11 protein-coding genes are annotated in these 16,129 nt (G+C 69.6%); 5 read left to right on the top strand and 6 right to left on the bottom strand.

Annotated features, from left to right (window positions below; genetic code table 11):
• Positions 1–2: 2 nt before the first annotated feature.
• Positions 3–611 (top strand): hypothetical protein, encoded by a 609-nt coding sequence (locus ADBZ9K_RS25755; RefSeq protein ID WP_526625070.1) that lies wholly within the window; start codon positions 3–5, stop codon positions 609–611.
• 4 nt (positions 612–615) lie between these two features.
• Here the strand turns inward: ADBZ9K_RS25755 and ADBZ9K_RS25750 are convergent, their stop codons facing one another.
• The gene (locus tag ADBZ9K_RS25750; protein ID WP_526625069.1) at positions 616–2,115 is read right to left on the bottom strand and encodes a dynamin family protein; all 1,500 of its coding nucleotides are present in this window, start codon (positions 2,113–2,115) and stop codon (positions 616–618) included.
• A gap of 57 nt (positions 2,116–2,172) precedes the next feature.
• Between ADBZ9K_RS25750 and ADBZ9K_RS25745 the strand changes: the two genes are divergently transcribed.
• Positions 2,173–2,613 carry a hypothetical protein gene (locus tag ADBZ9K_RS25745; RefSeq protein WP_526625068.1) on the top strand — a complete coding sequence of 147 codons (441 nt, stop codon included), beginning with the start codon at positions 2,173–2,175 and terminating at the stop codon, positions 2,611–2,613.
• On the opposite strand, the gene ADBZ9K_RS25740 is transcribed toward ADBZ9K_RS25745, so the two are convergent.
• From ADBZ9K_RS25740 to ADBZ9K_RS25730, 3 genes are all read right to left on the bottom strand, one after another.
• Positions 2,585–4,444: a dynamin family protein gene (locus tag ADBZ9K_RS25740; RefSeq protein WP_526625067.1), complete on the bottom strand. Its 1,860-nt coding sequence runs from the start codon at positions 4,442–4,444 to the stop codon at positions 2,585–2,587. The two genes, ADBZ9K_RS25745 and ADBZ9K_RS25740, sit on opposite strands and share 29 nt — an antisense overlap.
• A gap of 91 nt (positions 4,445–4,535) precedes the next feature.
• A complete protein-coding gene (locus ADBZ9K_RS25735; protein WP_526625066.1) occupies positions 4,536–5,516 on the bottom strand; it encodes an IniB N-terminal domain-containing protein in 981 nt (326 codons plus the stop codon).
• Positions 5,517–5,739: 223 nt separating this feature from the next.
• Positions 5,740–6,279 (bottom strand): Rv0340 family IniB-related protein, encoded by a 540-nt coding sequence (locus tag ADBZ9K_RS25730; RefSeq protein WP_526625065.1) that lies wholly within the window; start codon positions 6,277–6,279, stop codon positions 5,740–5,742.
• 233 nt (positions 6,280–6,512) lie between these two features.
• On the opposite strand from ADBZ9K_RS25730, the gene ADBZ9K_RS25725 reads away from it, so the two are divergent.
• From ADBZ9K_RS25725 to ADBZ9K_RS25715, 3 genes are all read left to right on the top strand, one after another.
• On the top strand, positions 6,513–8,405 hold the full coding sequence (locus ADBZ9K_RS25725; RefSeq protein ID WP_526625064.1) for an Hsp70 family protein: 1,893 nt from the start codon (positions 6,513–6,515) through the stop codon (positions 8,403–8,405).
• Between the two features lie 7 nt (positions 8,406–8,412).
• A complete protein-coding gene (iniR, locus tag ADBZ9K_RS25720) occupies positions 8,413–10,941 on the top strand; it encodes an isoniazid response ATPase/transcriptional regulator IniR (RefSeq protein ID WP_526625063.1) in 2,529 nt (842 codons plus the stop codon).
• Between the two features lie 203 nt (positions 10,942–11,144).
• Positions 11,145–14,162, top strand: a complete 3,018-nt coding sequence (locus ADBZ9K_RS25715; protein WP_526625062.1) for a 4Fe-4S dicluster domain-containing protein — start codon at positions 11,145–11,147, stop codon at positions 14,160–14,162.
• Positions 14,163–14,182: 20 nt separating this feature from the next.
• Here ADBZ9K_RS25715 and ADBZ9K_RS25710 read toward each other — a convergent pair whose 3' ends face one another.
• Both ADBZ9K_RS25710 and ADBZ9K_RS25705 read right to left on the bottom strand, forming a co-directional pair.
• A complete protein-coding gene (locus tag ADBZ9K_RS25710) occupies positions 14,183–15,550 on the bottom strand; it encodes an HNH endonuclease signature motif containing protein (protein ID WP_526625061.1) in 1,368 nt (455 codons plus the stop codon).
• Positions 15,551–15,613: 63 nt separating this feature from the next.
• Positions 15,614–16,048 (bottom strand): hypothetical protein, encoded by a 435-nt coding sequence (locus ADBZ9K_RS25705; protein ID WP_526625060.1) that lies wholly within the window; start codon positions 16,046–16,048, stop codon positions 15,614–15,616.
• Positions 16,049–16,129: the final 81 nt, after the last annotated feature.

Genomic DNA, 16,129 nt, shown 5'->3' with positions numbered 1-16,129 from the left:
TCGTGGCGCGTGACGGATCTCCCGACCCGGGCAACTACTCCGATAGCGACCCCACCCAGTACGCGAACTACGGTGGCGGCACCGGTGAGGCCTACAGCGACTATCAGCAGTCTGGCTACGGACCGCCGACCGGCTACGACCAAACCCCGGGCCAGACCCCACCGCCCGACCCGTGGTACCGGAAGCCGGCGGCGCTGGTCGGGCTTGGTGTGCTGACCGCGATAGTCCTGGCGTTCCTGGTCTACGCGGTGGTCAAGTTCACCGGCAGCAGCGGCTCCGGCCCGGCGGTCACGTCCACCACGTCGTCCACCTCGTCGACGTCGGCCACCTCGGCAACGGGGGGCACCTCGGCTTCGGTTGCGCCGGCGCCGGACGGCACCACCCAGACGGTGACGCAGTCGCCGACGCCAACCTCGGAGGCACCGGCTACCACCACCGAGTCGCCGGCCTCGACCACGACGACCACCGAAGCGCCGTCGACGAGCACGAGTACCAGCACCAGCACGTCGGTCTCGACGTCGGTGAGCACCGTGACCGAGACGGTCACCACGACCCAGCGGGTGTTGCCGACGCTGCCGACGCTGTTCCCCCGGCCCAACGGCGGTCAGTAGCGGGTCAGTACCGGTCGGCGGCCGCGTACATGGCGATCAGCGCCTCGGCGCTGCGCACCGCTGCCCGGCATGCCCTGGTGGTGAAGGGATCGTTGAGCGGATGCTCGGAGCGACGTCGCCAGCGCTGCGCCGCGGCGAACGCGGCGCGGGGTCCGTCGTAGGGCGCCTCCGGGGTCAGGCCGAGCCGGCTGGCGGCGTCGGTACCCGAGCCCCCGATGATGCGCCGCAGCGACGCCATCTCGTCCTCGGTGAATGTCGTTGGGCGCGAACGCAGCTGGCTCAGTAGCCGAAGCTCCTCAAAGGCGTGGGTGTCGGCGAGCAGCGGATCGATGTCGGCGATGATGTAGGGCGTCGCGGTGATCGGGTGCGTCTCGACGAAGCGGCGCAGCGATAGCAGGGCGGTGTGTGCCTTGAGCAGCTCGGAGCGCTGCGCGAATTGCTGGTCGATCACGTCGCGCAGGGCGACCAGCCCGCTGCGCTCGAGGAGCTCGTCGGCCAGCGTGACGGAATCGCTGACACCCGAACGCAATACCGCAATCGAGATCCGCACCCCGAACATGCCGAACCGGTCCAGCAGCTGCGCCCGGATCTGCGCGTCGACCGGCAGTGCGCTGTCCTCGCGGACGAAGCGGTCCACGCTCAGCATCGCCTTGTTCAACTCGGCCGGGTCGACCGCGGCCAGCTTCTCCAACGCGGCGAACTCGCTTTGGCGCAAGGTGCGCGCGGTCAGCGCCAACAGCCCCGACACCGGCACCACCGCCTGGCAGATTCCGGTCCGGTCCAGTTCTTCGGTGAACCGCTTTGCGACGTCGTTGGCCGACAGCATCGCGTCGAGGCGCCCAGCGCCGATCTCGTCGGCGCGGGAGGCCACTCCGATGACGCCGAGTGCGCCCGAGGATCCGCCGACCAGTTCGCCGATCTGCTTGAGCAGCGCGATGTCGGCGGCGTTGAGCGTGCGCAGCAGGAACACCACCGCATCGACCCGGGGTACCCCGTCCTCGGGCACCAGCAGCCGCAGGGTCCGTTCGGAGACGTCGCGCGACAGCGAGGAGGTGCCGGGGGTGTCGATGATGGTGGCGTCGATCAGTTCGGCGGCCGGCCACTCCACGTCGAGGTCGACGATGTCATCGGGGTCCAGGGTGCCGAAGTCGAAGGTCAGCCCCGCCCAGTTGTTGACGCCACGGGCGATCGGCACGTTGGAACGCCGTCCGCCCACATGGTTCGCGGTGACCTTGGGGGTGGGCCCGTTGCGGAACCACGTCACGATGCGGGTCGCCTCGGTGGCATCGGTCGGCGCGATGCTCTCGCCGACCAGGGCGTTGACCAGGGTCGATTTGCCGGCCTTGAGCGTGCCGGCCAGTGCGATGCGGATCGGCCGGTTGAGCCGGCCGGCGATGCGGTCCAGTTCGTTGAACACGTCGGGCCGCTCCCGGTATCCGGGTTCGGCCTGGTAGGCGCGACGGGTGCCGCCCAGGATCGCGCGGACCTGATCGCTGGTGCTCATCGAACGACGAGTCTACGGTTCGGCGCGTGGCAGCCGCGGCGGCTAGTATCAGCCGCCATGGCCCCGGAGAAGACGCCGTGGTACCGCTCGGCGGCCGCCACCTCCGCCGCGGGGCTGCTCGGGCTGGCACTGATCGCGATTCTGGTCATGACGGTGGTGAAGATGTCGGCCAAGTGGAGCTCGCCGGAGACCGAGACCGTCTTCCCGCCCGGCACTCACCTTCCCGAGCCGCCGCACGTCGCGGCGACCACGTCGGCCTCCACCAGCACCTCGTATCCGAGCGTGCGGTTGTCCACCACCGACATCGGACTACCCGGCGAGAGCACGACCAGCGGGACGACATCGTCGAGCGCAGAGTCCACATCGGACATCCCGCCGGCCGAACGGACCGCGCCGACGTTCCCCGGCACCTTCCCGACCCGGGTCACCAACCCCCCGGGAGCGCGGACCACCAGGCCCGGCCCTCGGCTCAACGAGACACGGACGGCGTCGCCATAGCCGGTTGCGCTGGCGCCGAGAGCTTTTCGGCGTTATCGATGACCTGCGTGAGGATGTTGAGCTGGCGCTGCAGTTCGCTGATGCGGGTGTTGCGCTCGGTCTCCTCCAACCGCGCGGCGGCGATGGTGGACTGCAGCGACTCGTTGAGCGACCGGGTGGTCTGGTTGGCGATCTCGCGGTAGTGGTCGCGCAGCTGGCGCTGGACGTTCTTGAGCCGGTCGCGGGATTCCTTGGCGACGACGAACAGCACGTCGTCGACGAAGCGGCGTAGGTTGGTCTTGGCTTCGCCCCGCACCCGCAGCATCCGGTTCTCCATGTCCTCCTTGTAGGCCTTGCGCCCCAGCAGCAGGCCCGCCCCCAGCGACAGCGGGTTGAACATGCCCAGGCCGGCCACCGAGGTGAGCATGCCGAACATCAGCACGCCACCGTAGGAACCCCGCATGCTGGTGATCGCCTTGTGGCCCTTGCCGATCGGCTTGGCTTCCAGCCGGGCCAGTGACTTGAGCCGGCCCACACCGGCACCCATTTCGGCGGCGCTCACCTCGGGCATCTTGATGGCGTCCAGCCCGGCTTCGACGAAGGTGCGGGCGACGTCGGCGGCCAGTATCTCGGCCCGCTGGTAGGCCCACACGAAGTTGTCGCCGACGGCGTTGGCGACGGCGTCTTCCACCTCGGCGCCGATCTCGGCCCAGTGCTGGGTGGGGTCGCAGGCGTCGATGACCCCCTCGATGTGCTGGGTGATGGCGCGGAATCGGGCCCGCAGGTCGTGGTCGACGTCGGCGGTCAGGTCGGCGATGCCGTCGTTGAGCACCTGCTGCCACAGCGCGGTGTGCTGCAGGGCGTCCTGGGCCTCCTGTTTGCGCCGTTCGAGGTCCTCGGTGAGCCTGCGGGCCTCGTCGGGGTCGCTGAGCGCGGCCAGCTCGGAGTTCACCGCTAAGTTCAAATGCTCTGCTGACGAACGGATTTCGGCCAATACGTGGTCACGAACCCGGTCACTCTCCCGGGAGAGCACCTTCTCGGAGAGGAACTTCACGATGGCCGGGAAGTTCGACTCCTCGTTGAGGTCTTTGTCGTTGAGTTCGATGGCGTGACTGCGCAGCAGCGCCGAGGCGGGGATCAAGGGCAGATCCACGCCGGCGCGCTGCAGGTGTGCGGTGTTGGTGTCGACGATCTGCCGCCAGTACGGGTACAGGTCGGTTTTGGTGGCCACGACCGCGCCGACCGGGCAGATCTCATGGGCCTGGCGGATGAACCGCATCTCCGGTTCGGTGAACTCCTGGCTGGTGTCGCTGACCATGAGCATCGCGTCGGCGTCGGGTAGCAGCCCCAGGGTGGCCGACAGGTGCGGCTGGCCGTGCCCGCCGACGCCGGGGGTGTCGATGAACGTCAGACCGCCTTTGAGCAGCGGGCTGGGGGCAAAGACCTCGACCCGCAGCACTTCCCGACCCTGCGCCTGCGGTGCACGGCGCAGGTCATGGCGGATGTCGGCCATCGGGATGTCGATGGCCTGTGGCGGAATCCCCTCGCCGGCCGAGACGATCAGGCGTGCCGACGGCTCGTCGGCGTAGCTGACGACCGTGATCAGTGCGGTGGTCTCGTCATCACCGACCCGGGCCACCGGCAGGTTGAGCAGCGAGTTGAGCAGCTGGCTCTTGCCCTGCTTGAGTTGCCCGGCGATGACCACCCGGATCTGCGGGTCGGTGATGCGGTCGCGGGCGACGGCCAGCCGTGCGGCGAGGTCGGCGCGGTCGTTGAGGTCGGCGATGGCGCTGGTGTGACCGATCAGCTCCACGATCACGTTGACCCGGCGCGGGTCCTGCGGTTGCGTCACATGTCCTCCCAGTGCTCGCGTCTAACACGGTATGCGCACGCCGACCGGCGGGGACCTCCGGACATCCCGGGAGGTCCCCGCCGTCGGGGCGCTAGAAGCCGAGCAGGTGGTTACCCGATGCCAGCGCCATGTCCTGGCTGGCATCGAGCTGGCTGTGCACCAGCGTGGTGTCGTGGCTGCTGTCGAACAGCGAGTGGCTCGACGAGTCGCGCACCGAGCTGTCGGAGTTATCGGCCACTGTGATCGTCTCGCGGGCGTCGGTCGTGGTGTGGGCCACCGGCGTGGTCACCGAGTTTCCGCTGTTGGTCGAGGTGTGGCCGTCGATCACGGTGATGCCACCGCCGCCGGCATTGCCGCCGGAGCTGTGGCCGCCGCCCAGGCCGATGAGGCTGCCGCCGGTGCTGGCGCCGCCACCGTTGCCGCCGCTGGCGTCCACGTCGTGGAAGACGGGGCCGCCGTTGTCCTTGATCACCGTGCTGCCGCCGGTGGCGGTGGTGCCGTTGTCGTCGATGTGGCCGTGTCCGACCGCGACATTGGCTCCGGCGCCGGCCAGCACGTCACCGTTGTTGACGTCGTTGTTGTTGCCCAGGACCGCACCGTCGCCACTGACGATGTCGCCCTTGTTGGGGCCGTCGACCACCACGCCACCGTTGGTGGCGGTGTTCGTGGTCTTGTTGCCGAACGTGATGTCACCGAAGCCGAGGTTGAACGCACCCTGCTGGGCGTTGGCGCCGGCGGCCTGGTCCGGGCTCAGCAGCGAGGTGTCGTTGTGGCTGGCCAGGTCGGTCTGCGGGGCGAAGGTCGGCGACGGGGCGTAGACCGGGTCGAACGACGGCTGGTAGGCCGGTGCGAACCCGTACTGGTTGGACACTGCACGCTGCAGGCCGACGATCGGGTCGCCGCCGCCGAGCACGAGGCCCGGCACCGCGGTGGCCGCGACGGCCGACACCTGGGCTGCCGACACACCGGCCAGGCCGGCGTCGCGCATGGTCTGCTCGGGGGCCGAGACGAACGCGCGGGCGGCGTCCTCGTTGCGGAACAGGTCGAGGATCCAGTCGATCAGAGTGAGCATGGTCGAGACCTTTCTCAGGTGCTGCTCGCCGGTCCGTCCGGCGATCTGGACACCACGTTATGGACCGTGACCCGCCCCAGAAACGGGGTCGCAACCCCTTGTCGCCGCGACCCGGCTGGGGCTCGATCGGGGATTTCATTAGGGGATTAGGGGGATCCCCAGGGGGAGCCGCTGAAACGACAAACCCCCACGTCACAGGGACGTGGGGGTTGTGCCGGACAGGTCAGAAGAGGTCGAAGCCCTGGTGGTCGCCGGCACCGTGCGCGTCGTCGACGTGCGGGTGATCCCAGGCGGCGTGATCGGCCCACTCCGGCGCCGGGTCCACCGACGGGTCGTGATCGAGCCCGGCATCGATGACCTGTGCTGATGCATCCGGCAGCGACACCTCCGCCGCGGCCGCCTCGGCACCGGGATCGGTGATCAGGGCCGCGGTCCCGTGCTGGACGGCGTCGGTGATCACGGAATGGGCATCGCCGGGCACGGCGTCGGGTAGGTGGGCGTCGAAAGCGTCGAAGGCGGCGGTTGCCGCACCGCTTGCCCACACGTTGGCGTCAGCGGTGGCCGCACCGAAGCCCGGGGCTGCCCCGGATAGCGGGCCGGACAGTGAGTCGGCCACCATCGGGATCAGGTTGTTGACATCGGCACTGGTCACGCCGGTGAGGTGGGCGTCGGCGATCGCCGCGGCCGGATCGGCGGCGTACCGTGCGGCGGCGTCGGGATCTCGCACCAGCGACATCACGAAGTCGAGCAACGAGTTTGCCATGTCACGCCTTCTCCCCTACCGCCGATAGTCACAGTGGAATCCCAGCTGCTGCCCAGAATGCTATCGGCCGGTGCGGTCCCCGTGATCGGTGTCGAAGCCACCCGATACGCAGCAGCGTTAGGGGGTGGAGCCTTAGGGGTTCTGCCGACATTAGGGGATGGCTGCCCGGTTTTGGAGTGGGCAGCCATTAAGGTGAAAACGGCCGTCGTCGCGGCGGCGGAGGGATGTGCGAATTGAGCGAATCGCTGGGGTTGTCGATCGGGGCGACCAACCTGGTGGCAGCGCGCCCCGGTCGCCAACCGGTGACCCGCCGCTCGGTGCTGACGTTGTGGGGCGACCGGCCCGCCGACATCGGCGTTCCCTCCCAGAACCCCGAGCTGACCAGCCCCAACCTCGCTGCGTCCGGCCAGGTGTTCCGCGGCTTCGTCGAGCGGGTGGGCGACCCCGTTCCGCTGGTCGCCCCCGACGGGTCGCCGCATCGGGGCGAGGAGCTGGTGGCCGAGGCGCTCGAGGCGATGGCCCGCACTCTTGACGACGGCCAGCCACCGTCGAGCGTGGTCGTCGCCGTACCGGCGTACTGGGGTCCGGCGGCGGTTGGTGCCCTGCGCGGTGCGCTGCGCAGCAAGCCCACGCTGTCCCCCAACGGCGTCCCACCGACGCTGATCGCCGACGCCACCACCGCCCTGGCCGCCCTGCAGGCCGACCCGGGGCTGCCCAGCAAGGGCGTGGTGGCCCTGTGCGACTTCGGCGGCAGCGGCACCAACATCACCCTTGCCGACGCCGGGGCGAACCTGCAGCCGATCGGGGAGACGGTGCGCTTCGCCGAGTTCTCCGGCGAGCTGATCGACCAGGCCCTGCTGACCCACGTGCTCGCCGGCCTGCGCGACGCCAACGCCGACCCGGCCAGCACGGCGGCGGTGGGCGCCCTGACCCGGCTGCGGGACGAGTGCCGGGTGGCCAAGGAGCGGCTGTCCGCGGAGACGGCCGCCGTGGTGCCGGCCGACCTGCCGGGGGTACGTTCCGACGTCCGAGTCACCCGCCCCGAGCTGGAAGCCCTCATCGAGGCGCCGCTGGCGGGTTTCCTCGACGCGCTCGGAGACGCGCTGGAACGCAACCGGATTCCGGCGATCAACCTTGCAGCGGTAGCGACAGTCGGCGGTGGTGCAGCGATACCCATTCTGACCCAACGACTTTCGGAGGAATTGCGGGTTGCGGTGATCACCACCGCACAGCCCGGCCTCAACGCCGCGATCGGCGCCGCGGTGATCGCCGCGCGTGGCAGCGCCCCGGACGCGCCGACGAGCATGGCGATCGCCGCCGCCGACGCACCGACCGGCCTGGCTCCGGCGGCGTGGGCGGCCGGGGCGGCGGGGCAGGCCGCGGCCGAGTCGGCTACCGACGGTTCACCGTCGGCGACGTTCCGCGCGCTGGCCTGGTCGCAGGACGACGCCCCCAACGAGGAGCCGGTGCCCTATTCGGGCGAGGACTACACCTTCGACTACGCCCAGCAGCCCGCCGCCACCGGCGCTCGGCCCATGGTCGAATTCGAACCCAACGACGACGAACCCGCGCTGGTCGACGCGCCGGTGCCGTGGTACCGGCGCCCGCCGCTGCTGTTCGGCATCGCGGCGGCCCTGGCCGCGGTGGCCGTCGGCGGGCTGGCGATCACCCTGACCAGTTCCGACAGCACGCCGACCACCACGACCACCCGCGTCACCAAGCCCGGCGAGCAACCCAGTGACGCACCGAGCACCAATGTCGCACCGCCGCAGACGGTGACGATCACCGGCTCGGATGGCAGCCCGACACAGTCGACCATCCCGGCGTCCAGCACCACCGCGGCTACGACCACCACCACCGCGCCGACCACGACCACCACCACCACGACGTCACCCACGACGACGACAACCACCACGACCACGACGACCACCACGACGACAACGACCACCACCCCACCGACAACGACGCGTACGACGACGACCACGCCGCCGACCACCACGACGACCGTCGCGCCACCCACCACGACGGTGGCCCCGCCGACCACCACCGTCGCGCCGCCGACCACCACGGTCGCGCCGCCCACCACGCAGGAGATCCTGACCGGCGTGACAGCACCGGAAAGTTAGCCTCCCGGTGGCCGATTCGACGCCGGTGCCTGCCCTCCCGCAGACGGTCAACGCCGTGCTGGGCGCACTGGGGACGACTCCGGTCAAGCTCGCGGTGACCGGCGGCGTCGGCTCGGGCAAGAGCACCGTGCTGGCGGCGGTCCGCGATGCCCTGCGCGATGCCGGCGCCACCGTGCTCACCCGACCACCGGCCGATGGGGATCCGGCAACCGCGGCCGTGGTCGTCGACGACGTGCACCTGCTGAACCCCGCCGAAGTGCGCCGGCTCACCGAGATCGCCGGCGAGCCGGCCGCGACGGTGGTCGTGACCGCCCAACCGCGCGGTAACGACGATGACCTGCGTGCCCTGATCGCGGCGATCGAACGCGACCGGCCGCGAATCGCCCTCGAGCCGTTGACATCCGGTGACATCGCCCGGTTGCTCACCGATCCGTCCGGCCATCCGCCCCGCACCGAGTTGGTCGCCACCGTGCTTGTCGCCACCTCGGGCATACCCTTCCTCGTCGCCGCCGCGCTGGCCTCGGCGCGGCCGCACTCTGCGACCTCACTCGCCCAGGCCGCGTCGTTCGCGCTCATCGAGCGGTTGCGCATGCTCGATGAGGCCGAGCTGGACGCGCTGTTGATCGCCTCGCTGAGCCGCCACCTCGGCGCCGCCGATATTGCTGCGGCCCTTGATGTTTCGGCCGATCGGGCCAGAGTGCTGATCGACCGCGCCCGCGCCACCGGGCTGGTCGAGCCCGCATACAGCCCGCATTTCCTGCGGTCGGTGCACCGCGCCGTGGCGCAGACCCTGGGCACCGCGCGCCACCACGACGTCGAGACCGCCCTGCTCCGCTCGCAGATCGCCATGTCCACGCTGTCACCCGAGTTGGCGCTGCGGCTGGCCGAACACGGCGTGCGCGACCAGCAGCTGGCCGACGTGCTGCGGCGACAGGCCTCCTCGGCCCGCGCCGAGCCGGCCGCGGCCGCCCAGCTCTATCGGGCCGCGGTCGACGCCGGTGCGGTGGAACTGCGCGCGCAGCTGGCCGACGCGCTCGCCCTTGCCGGTGAGTACTCGGCCGCCGCGACCGAGGCCGATGACCTGCTCGGCTCGGGGGATCCCGCCGAGCGGGCCGCGGCGGTCCGGGTGGCGGCCAGCATGGCGATGCACAACGGCAACGCCGCGCAGGCCGCCGACCTGTTCAACTGGCTCGGGCCCTATCCCGACGCGGCGGTCAGCGCCGCCGGGGCGATCGTGTTGACCGCGACGGGCGACGCCGCCGCGGCCGAGCGGGCATTGGCCGCTGAGAGCGCGGGGCCGCCGACCGCGGCATCCCGCGCCGCACGGAGCCTGGCCGACGGCCTGTTGGCGACGGTCGGTGCGCCGTATGCGGTCGCGGCAACCAAGCTCGGCACGGCGATGGCCGCCGAGTACTCGGCCGCGCAGGTGCTGCCGGACAGCCCGGCGGCACTGGTGACGCTGGCGGCCTTACACGGCGGCGACCCGGTGCGGGCCCGCAGTGTCATTGGCCGAGCCGTGCGCGCCGACCGGGACGCTGAGGACGCGTTGTACGGGCAGCGGCACCGCCTGTTGCTGGCGTGGGCCAGGATGCAGGACGGTCAGTTCACCGCCGCGGCCGCCGACATCGCCGGAATCGATGCCCCCCCACCCGAGGGCGCCGACCGTCCCGGCGCCGGCCTGCAGCGCCGGGACGCGCTGTGGGCGGCGGCACTGCGGACCGCACTGGCCCGCCGCGGCGGTGACGCCGGGGCACTGCAGCGGCATTGGTATGCCGCGATGGAGGTGCTGGCGGAGTATTCGGTCGATCTGTTCTCGCTGCTGCCGCTGGGCGAGTTGTGGATGGCCTCGGCCCGGCTAGGCCAGCAGGACCGCCTCGCGCCGGCGCTCGCGCAGGCGTTCGCCGTGCTCGAATCGCTGGACAACCCGCCGACCTGGTCGGTTCCGCTGCGCTGGGCGGGTGTTCATGCGGGGATCCTGGCCAACGATCCCGCTGCGGTCGCCCCGCACGGCCAGGCCCTGACCGCCGCGGCAACGCACAGCCCGTTCGCCAAAGCGCTGGCCGGGGCAGGACGGACCTGGCTGCGGGTGCTCGCCGGGCAGGTCTCCCCCGAGGAGGTCAACGCGGCCGCCCGGGGCCTGGCCCAGTTCGGCCTGACCGCGGACGCCACCCGGCTGGCCGGTCAAGCCGCGCTGCAGGCGTCGGACCCGAAGGTGTCCGGCCTCATGCTGCAGGTGGCCCGTGACCTGAAGCTGTCCGCCGGTGACGGCACAGCCGACGACTCAGCTGTTTCGGCGGCCGAACCGTCCGGTCCCGCCTTCGCTGGCGCGCGGGCGAGCTCGCCGTTGTCGGACCGCGAGCGGGAGGTGGCCGAGCTGCTTCTGCTGGGCATGCCCTACCGAGACATCGGCGCGCAACTGTTCATCTCCGCCAAGACCGTTGAGCATCATGTCGCCCGCATCCGGCGCCGGCTGGGGGCCGAGTCTCGGTCGGAGATGTTGTCGATGCTGCGGGCGATCGTGGCTCCGGAGACATAGGGCCCCACCGCCGTCTGCTGGCGACGGGTCGCCGACCATCCGGGTGAGGAACGAACCCGAGCACCAGCACCGCACTAAGTTAGGACAGCCTTTGTAGCGTTGCTAATGGTCGGGATGCAACTATGAGCTGGATTGGAGTCAAGTTACTGGTCGGTAACTTGAACTAAGTTACCGATGGGTAACTTACGACAGGGAGGCAATCCGTGAGCGCTCTCGACTGGGGCAGGCTGGTGCTTGGCCTGCTGGCCACCGCCGTGGTGTTGGTGTTTGCCGCCCGCCGTGTGCAGTTCTTGACCAAGCTCATCCGGTCGGGCCAGCCCGTCGGTGACGAGGCCGGCCGCAAAGATGACATCCCCGCTCGGATCAAAGCGCAGTTCACCGAGGTCTTCGGCCAGAAGAAGCTGCTGAAGTGGTCCATCCCCGGCATCGCCCACTTCTTCACCATGTGGGGCTTCTTCATCCTGGCCACGGTGTACCTCGAGGCCTACGGCGTCCTGTTCAATCCCGAATTCCACATTCCGTTGGTCGGCCGGTGGAACGCCCTGGGCTTCCTCCAGGACTTCTTCGCCGTGGCCGTCCTGCTCGGCATCATCGTGTTCTCGATCATTCGGTTGCGCTCCGAGCCCAAGGAATACGGCCGCTCGTCGCGCTTCTACGGTTCCCACACCGGTGGCGCCTGGCTGATCCTGCTGATGATCTTCCTGGTCATCTTCACCTATGCGTTCTTCCGCGGCGCCTCGGTGAACGCCCTCGGTGAGGACTTCCCCTACGGCTGGGGCGCCTTCTTCTCACACGGGATGGCCGCGCTGCTGGCACCGCTGGGCCACACCGCCAACGTGTGGATCGAAACCATCGCGCTGATGGGCCACATCGGCGTCATGCTGGCGTTCCTGCTGATCGTGCTGCACTCCAAGCACCTGCACATCGGCCTGGCACCGATCAACGTCACGTTCAAGCGGCTACCCAACGCCCTGGGCCCGCTGCTGCCCGTGGAGTACAAGGGCGAGCCGGTCAACTTCGAGGATCCTGCAGAGGACGCCGTGCTCGGGCGCGGCAAGATCGAGGACTTCACCTGGAAGGGCTACCTGGACTTCACCACCTGCACCGAGTGCGGCCGTTGCCAATCACAGTGCCCCGCGTGGAATACCGGAAAGCCGTTGTCCCCCAAGCTCGTGATCATGAACCTGCGCGACCATCTGTTCGCCAAGGCGCCCTACATCATCGGCGGCAAGCCAATCCCCAACGGGGAGAACGAAGCCGAACAGTTCGCCTCCGCCGAGGGCGGCTTCGTGGAGACCAAGCACGATGCCCATGACCACGTCCCCGAGTCCGGTTTCGAACGGGTGCTGGGCTCCGGCCCGGCGCAGGCCACCCGCCCGCTGGTCGGCACTGCCGAGCAGCTCGGCGTCATCGACCCCGATGTGCTGTGGTCCTGCACCACCTGCGGCGCCTGCGTGGAGCAGTGCCCGGTCGACATCGAGCACATCGACCACATCGTCGACATGCGCCGCTACCAGGTGATGATGGAATCGGAGTTCCCCAGCGAGCTGGGTGTGCTCTACAAGAACCTGGAATCCAAGGGCAACCCGTGGGGGCAGAACGCCAAGGAGCGCCTCACCTGGATCGACGAGGTCGAGTTCGACATCCCGGTCTACGGCAAGGATGTCGACTCGTTCGCCGGCTTCGAGTACCTGTTCTGGGTCGGCTGCGCCGGCGCCTACGAAGACCGGGCCAAGAAGACCACCAAGGCGGTCGCCGAACTGCTGGCCGCGGCCGGGGTCAAGTTCCTGGTCCTCGGCGACGGCGAGACGTGCAACGGCGACTCGGCGCGCCGTTCCGGCAATGAGTTCCTGTTCCAGCAGCTGGCTGCGCAGAACGTCGAAACCCTCAACGACCTGTTCGAGGGTGTCGAACGCGTCGACCGCAAGATCGTCGTGACGTGCCCGCACTGCTTCAACACGCTGGGCCGCGAGTACCCGCAGGTCGGCGGAACCTACACCGTCGTGCACCACACCCAGCTGCTGAACCGGCTGGTTCGCGACAAGAAGCTGGTTCCGGTCAAGGCAGTCGACGGTGGCGCGAACATCACCTACCACGACCCGTGCTACCTGGGTCGGCACAACAAGGTCTACGACGCTCCGCGTGAGCTGATCGGCGCCTCTGGTGTGACGCTGACCGAGATGCCGCGGCATGCCGACCGCGGTCTGTGCTGCGGCGCGGGTGGTGCCCGGATGTGGATGGAAGAGCACATCGGCAAGCGGGTGAACCACGAACGCGTCGACGAGGCGCTGGCGCTGGACCCGGCCAAGATCGCCACCGGCTGCCCGTTCTGCCGGGTGATGATCACCGACGGTGTCGGCGACCGCGAGAAGGCCGATGAGGTCGAGGTTCTCGACGTCGCCCAGCTGCTGTTGGGATCGCTGGACCTCAGCACGGTCACGCTTCCCGAGAAGGGTGCGGCGGCCAAGGCCGCGGCCGCGGCAGCCCCGGTCGAGGCACCACCGGCGCCGAAGCCCGAACCAGCCCCCGCCGCCGAGCCCGCGGCGGCGGCACCCGCCGCGCCGGCCAAGGAAGCCGCACCCGTCAAGGGCCTCGGCATCGCCGGTGGAGCCAAACGCCCCGGCGCCAAGAAGACCGCTGCACCGGCCGCCGGTGCACCCGCGGCCGAGGCGCCCGCCGCCGAAGCCCCTGCGAAGGAAGCCGCACCCGTCAAGGGCCTCGGCATCGCCGGTGGAGCCAAACGCCCCGGCGCCAAGAAGGCGGCAGCACCTGCGGCACCTGCAGCGGAAGCTCAGGCAACCGAGGCATCCGCAGCCGCCGCACCGGTCAAGGGTCTCGGCATCGCTGCCGGCGCCAAGCGGCCCGGCGCCAAGAAGGCAGCAGCGGCACCGGCAGAGACGCCGAAGGCCGAGGCGGCCACCGTGAGCCAACCGGCCAATGTTGATCCGGATAAGGCCGAGACGGTCGAGCCGGTGCAGCAGCCCCCGGTCAAGGGCCTCGGCATCGCGGCGGGTGCCAAGCGGCCCGGCGCCAAGAAGGCCCCGGCAGCAGCACCCGCACCGAAACCCGAAGCCGCACCCGAAGCGGAAACTGCCGCGCCTCAGGCGGATTCACCCGCAGCCGAGCCCGCCGAACCGAAAGCCGAAGCCCCCAAGGTCGAGGCTCCACCGGTGAAGGGTCTCGGAATTGCCCGGGGCGCCCGCCCGCCGGGCAAGCGCTGACCCATCCACCGTCGCGCACCTCAGGCCGCTTCGCCGCCGCCGTCGTCGGGCGGGGAAGCGCCGCCGAGTAGTCGTTCGGGATGGTGAAAGTCGTTGGTACCGCCCCGAAGCATAGGAAGACCCGGCGGCGGGATCCACTCGGTTGTGCCGTCGGGTCGTTTGCGGGTGGTCCAGCCGCTGGTTTCGATGAGTTGGTTGTCGGGTCCGCAGGCGAGGGTGAGGTCGTCGATATCGGTGGTGCCGCCGTGTTTCCAGTCGCGGGCGGCGTGGTGGACCTCACTGTGATAGCCGGGGGCATCGCAGCCAGGTCGGGTGCAGCCCCGATCCTTGCTGTGCAGGATGATGCGCTGATCGGCCGATGCGATGCGTTTGGTGCGGCCCAGCCACAACGCCCGGCCGTTCACCCCGTCAAACAGCGCTAGATAGTGATATGCGTGCGCCGACAACCGGATCAGCTCCGGGATCGCAATGAAGGTCCCGGCGCCGGTGACGGCGTGGCCGGTCTGGTTCTGCAAGTCTTGCAGAGTCGCCGAGACGATCACGGTGACCGGGAGCCCGTGATGCTGACCGAACTTCGGATCCCCCAGCGCACCGCGTAGTAGCGCTTTCAGCGCGTCGTGCTGACGCTGGCCGTAGCTGCGCTGGTCCCCGCCCATGACCTCGTCGGTGGGCTCGCCTAGCACGGTGGGTGACTCGTCGGCGGGATTACACATACCCGGTGCGGCGTATTTGGCCATCCAGGCATCCACGGCCGCCCGCAACTCCGGATCGGCGACCAGCTTCCCGACACTCATGCCATCGACACCCTGCCCGCCGCACCACAGGAATCCCCGCTTGCGGGCGCGGTCGGCGTCGGAGAACGTCCCGTCGGGGTTGAGCAGCAGCGACAGTTGGGCGGCGACTTTGTCCAGCTGGTCGGGGCGCAAGTTCACCGCGTGCCCGGCCAGCGAGTTCTCGGCCTTCTCGACCTCGGCGGCCGGCACATGCCCGGGTAGATCGCGGAAGAACTTCGCAATGACCGTCAAGTGCTCGCCATCGAGTAAGCCGGCGTGCCAGGCCTTGGCGGTTTCGGGGAGTAGTGGTGGTAGGGGTTGGCCGGTCAGGGTGGTGCGCGGGGTCAGCTGTGCGGCCTGGCGTAGGCGGCGGTTGGCCTCACGCTTGCTGACCCGCAGCACGTCGGCCAGGGTGATCGGAAGTGGGGGGCAGCCTTCAAACCGTTCCAGGCGGGCCACCACCGCGCAGGACACCGCGACCTGGCGGCGGCGGGCGGTCTCCAGCCGATCGAGCACCGCGAACCGATCCGGCGGTGACAAGACGTCGAGATCGACCGCGCTCAGCGCCTCGACAGCCTCGTCGAGCTGCTCCAACACCGCGTCGATCGAACGCATGTGCGAAACATTACGCCGGCCCTACGACAAGAATTCGTAGGCGACGCCGCGGCCAGGAAGGGGTCAGCTGACCTTTGTCAGCTGGAACGGCGCCTGGGTGATCTGGCCGCCGGGGCAGTCACCATTGGAGTCGGCGGTCAGCGTTCCAGCCAGGGTGGCGGCATTGATGGAGTAGGCGATCCGCACGGGCGCATAGCTACCGTCGTCGCACACCACCCCGTCCGGTTTGGTCACGGTGAAGGTCCAGCGGCCATCGGTGTAGGTGGCAACACTGGTCCAACCCACCGTGCTGACGAGGTTGGCTGTGCATCCATTGGCAAGCACCGGGCACGTCGACGTCGCAGTCACCACCGCCCCGCCGTCTCCGCCGCTGACGGCGTATGTGCCCTGGATTGGTGCCGCATCGGCATTGGCCAGGGCCGGGCAGCCCAGCACCACCACAGCCGTACCCGCCGCCACACTCACCGCGGTCAGTGTGCTGGTGATCGTTCGCTTCATTCGTGCGCCCTTCCGAGTCTTTGCAGCAAATTAACAGCGTTTGTCACAGGAACTCGGGAGGCTGCAGCTCAACCGTCGATC

This window comes from Mycobacterium sp. (genome assembly GCF_965229265.1).
Classification (GTDB): Bacteria; Actinomycetota; Actinomycetes; order Mycobacteriales; family Mycobacteriaceae; genus Mycobacterium.
The sequence above is the reverse complement of the archived record's forward strand: the minus strand, read 5'-3'. Positions and strand labels throughout refer to the sequence as shown.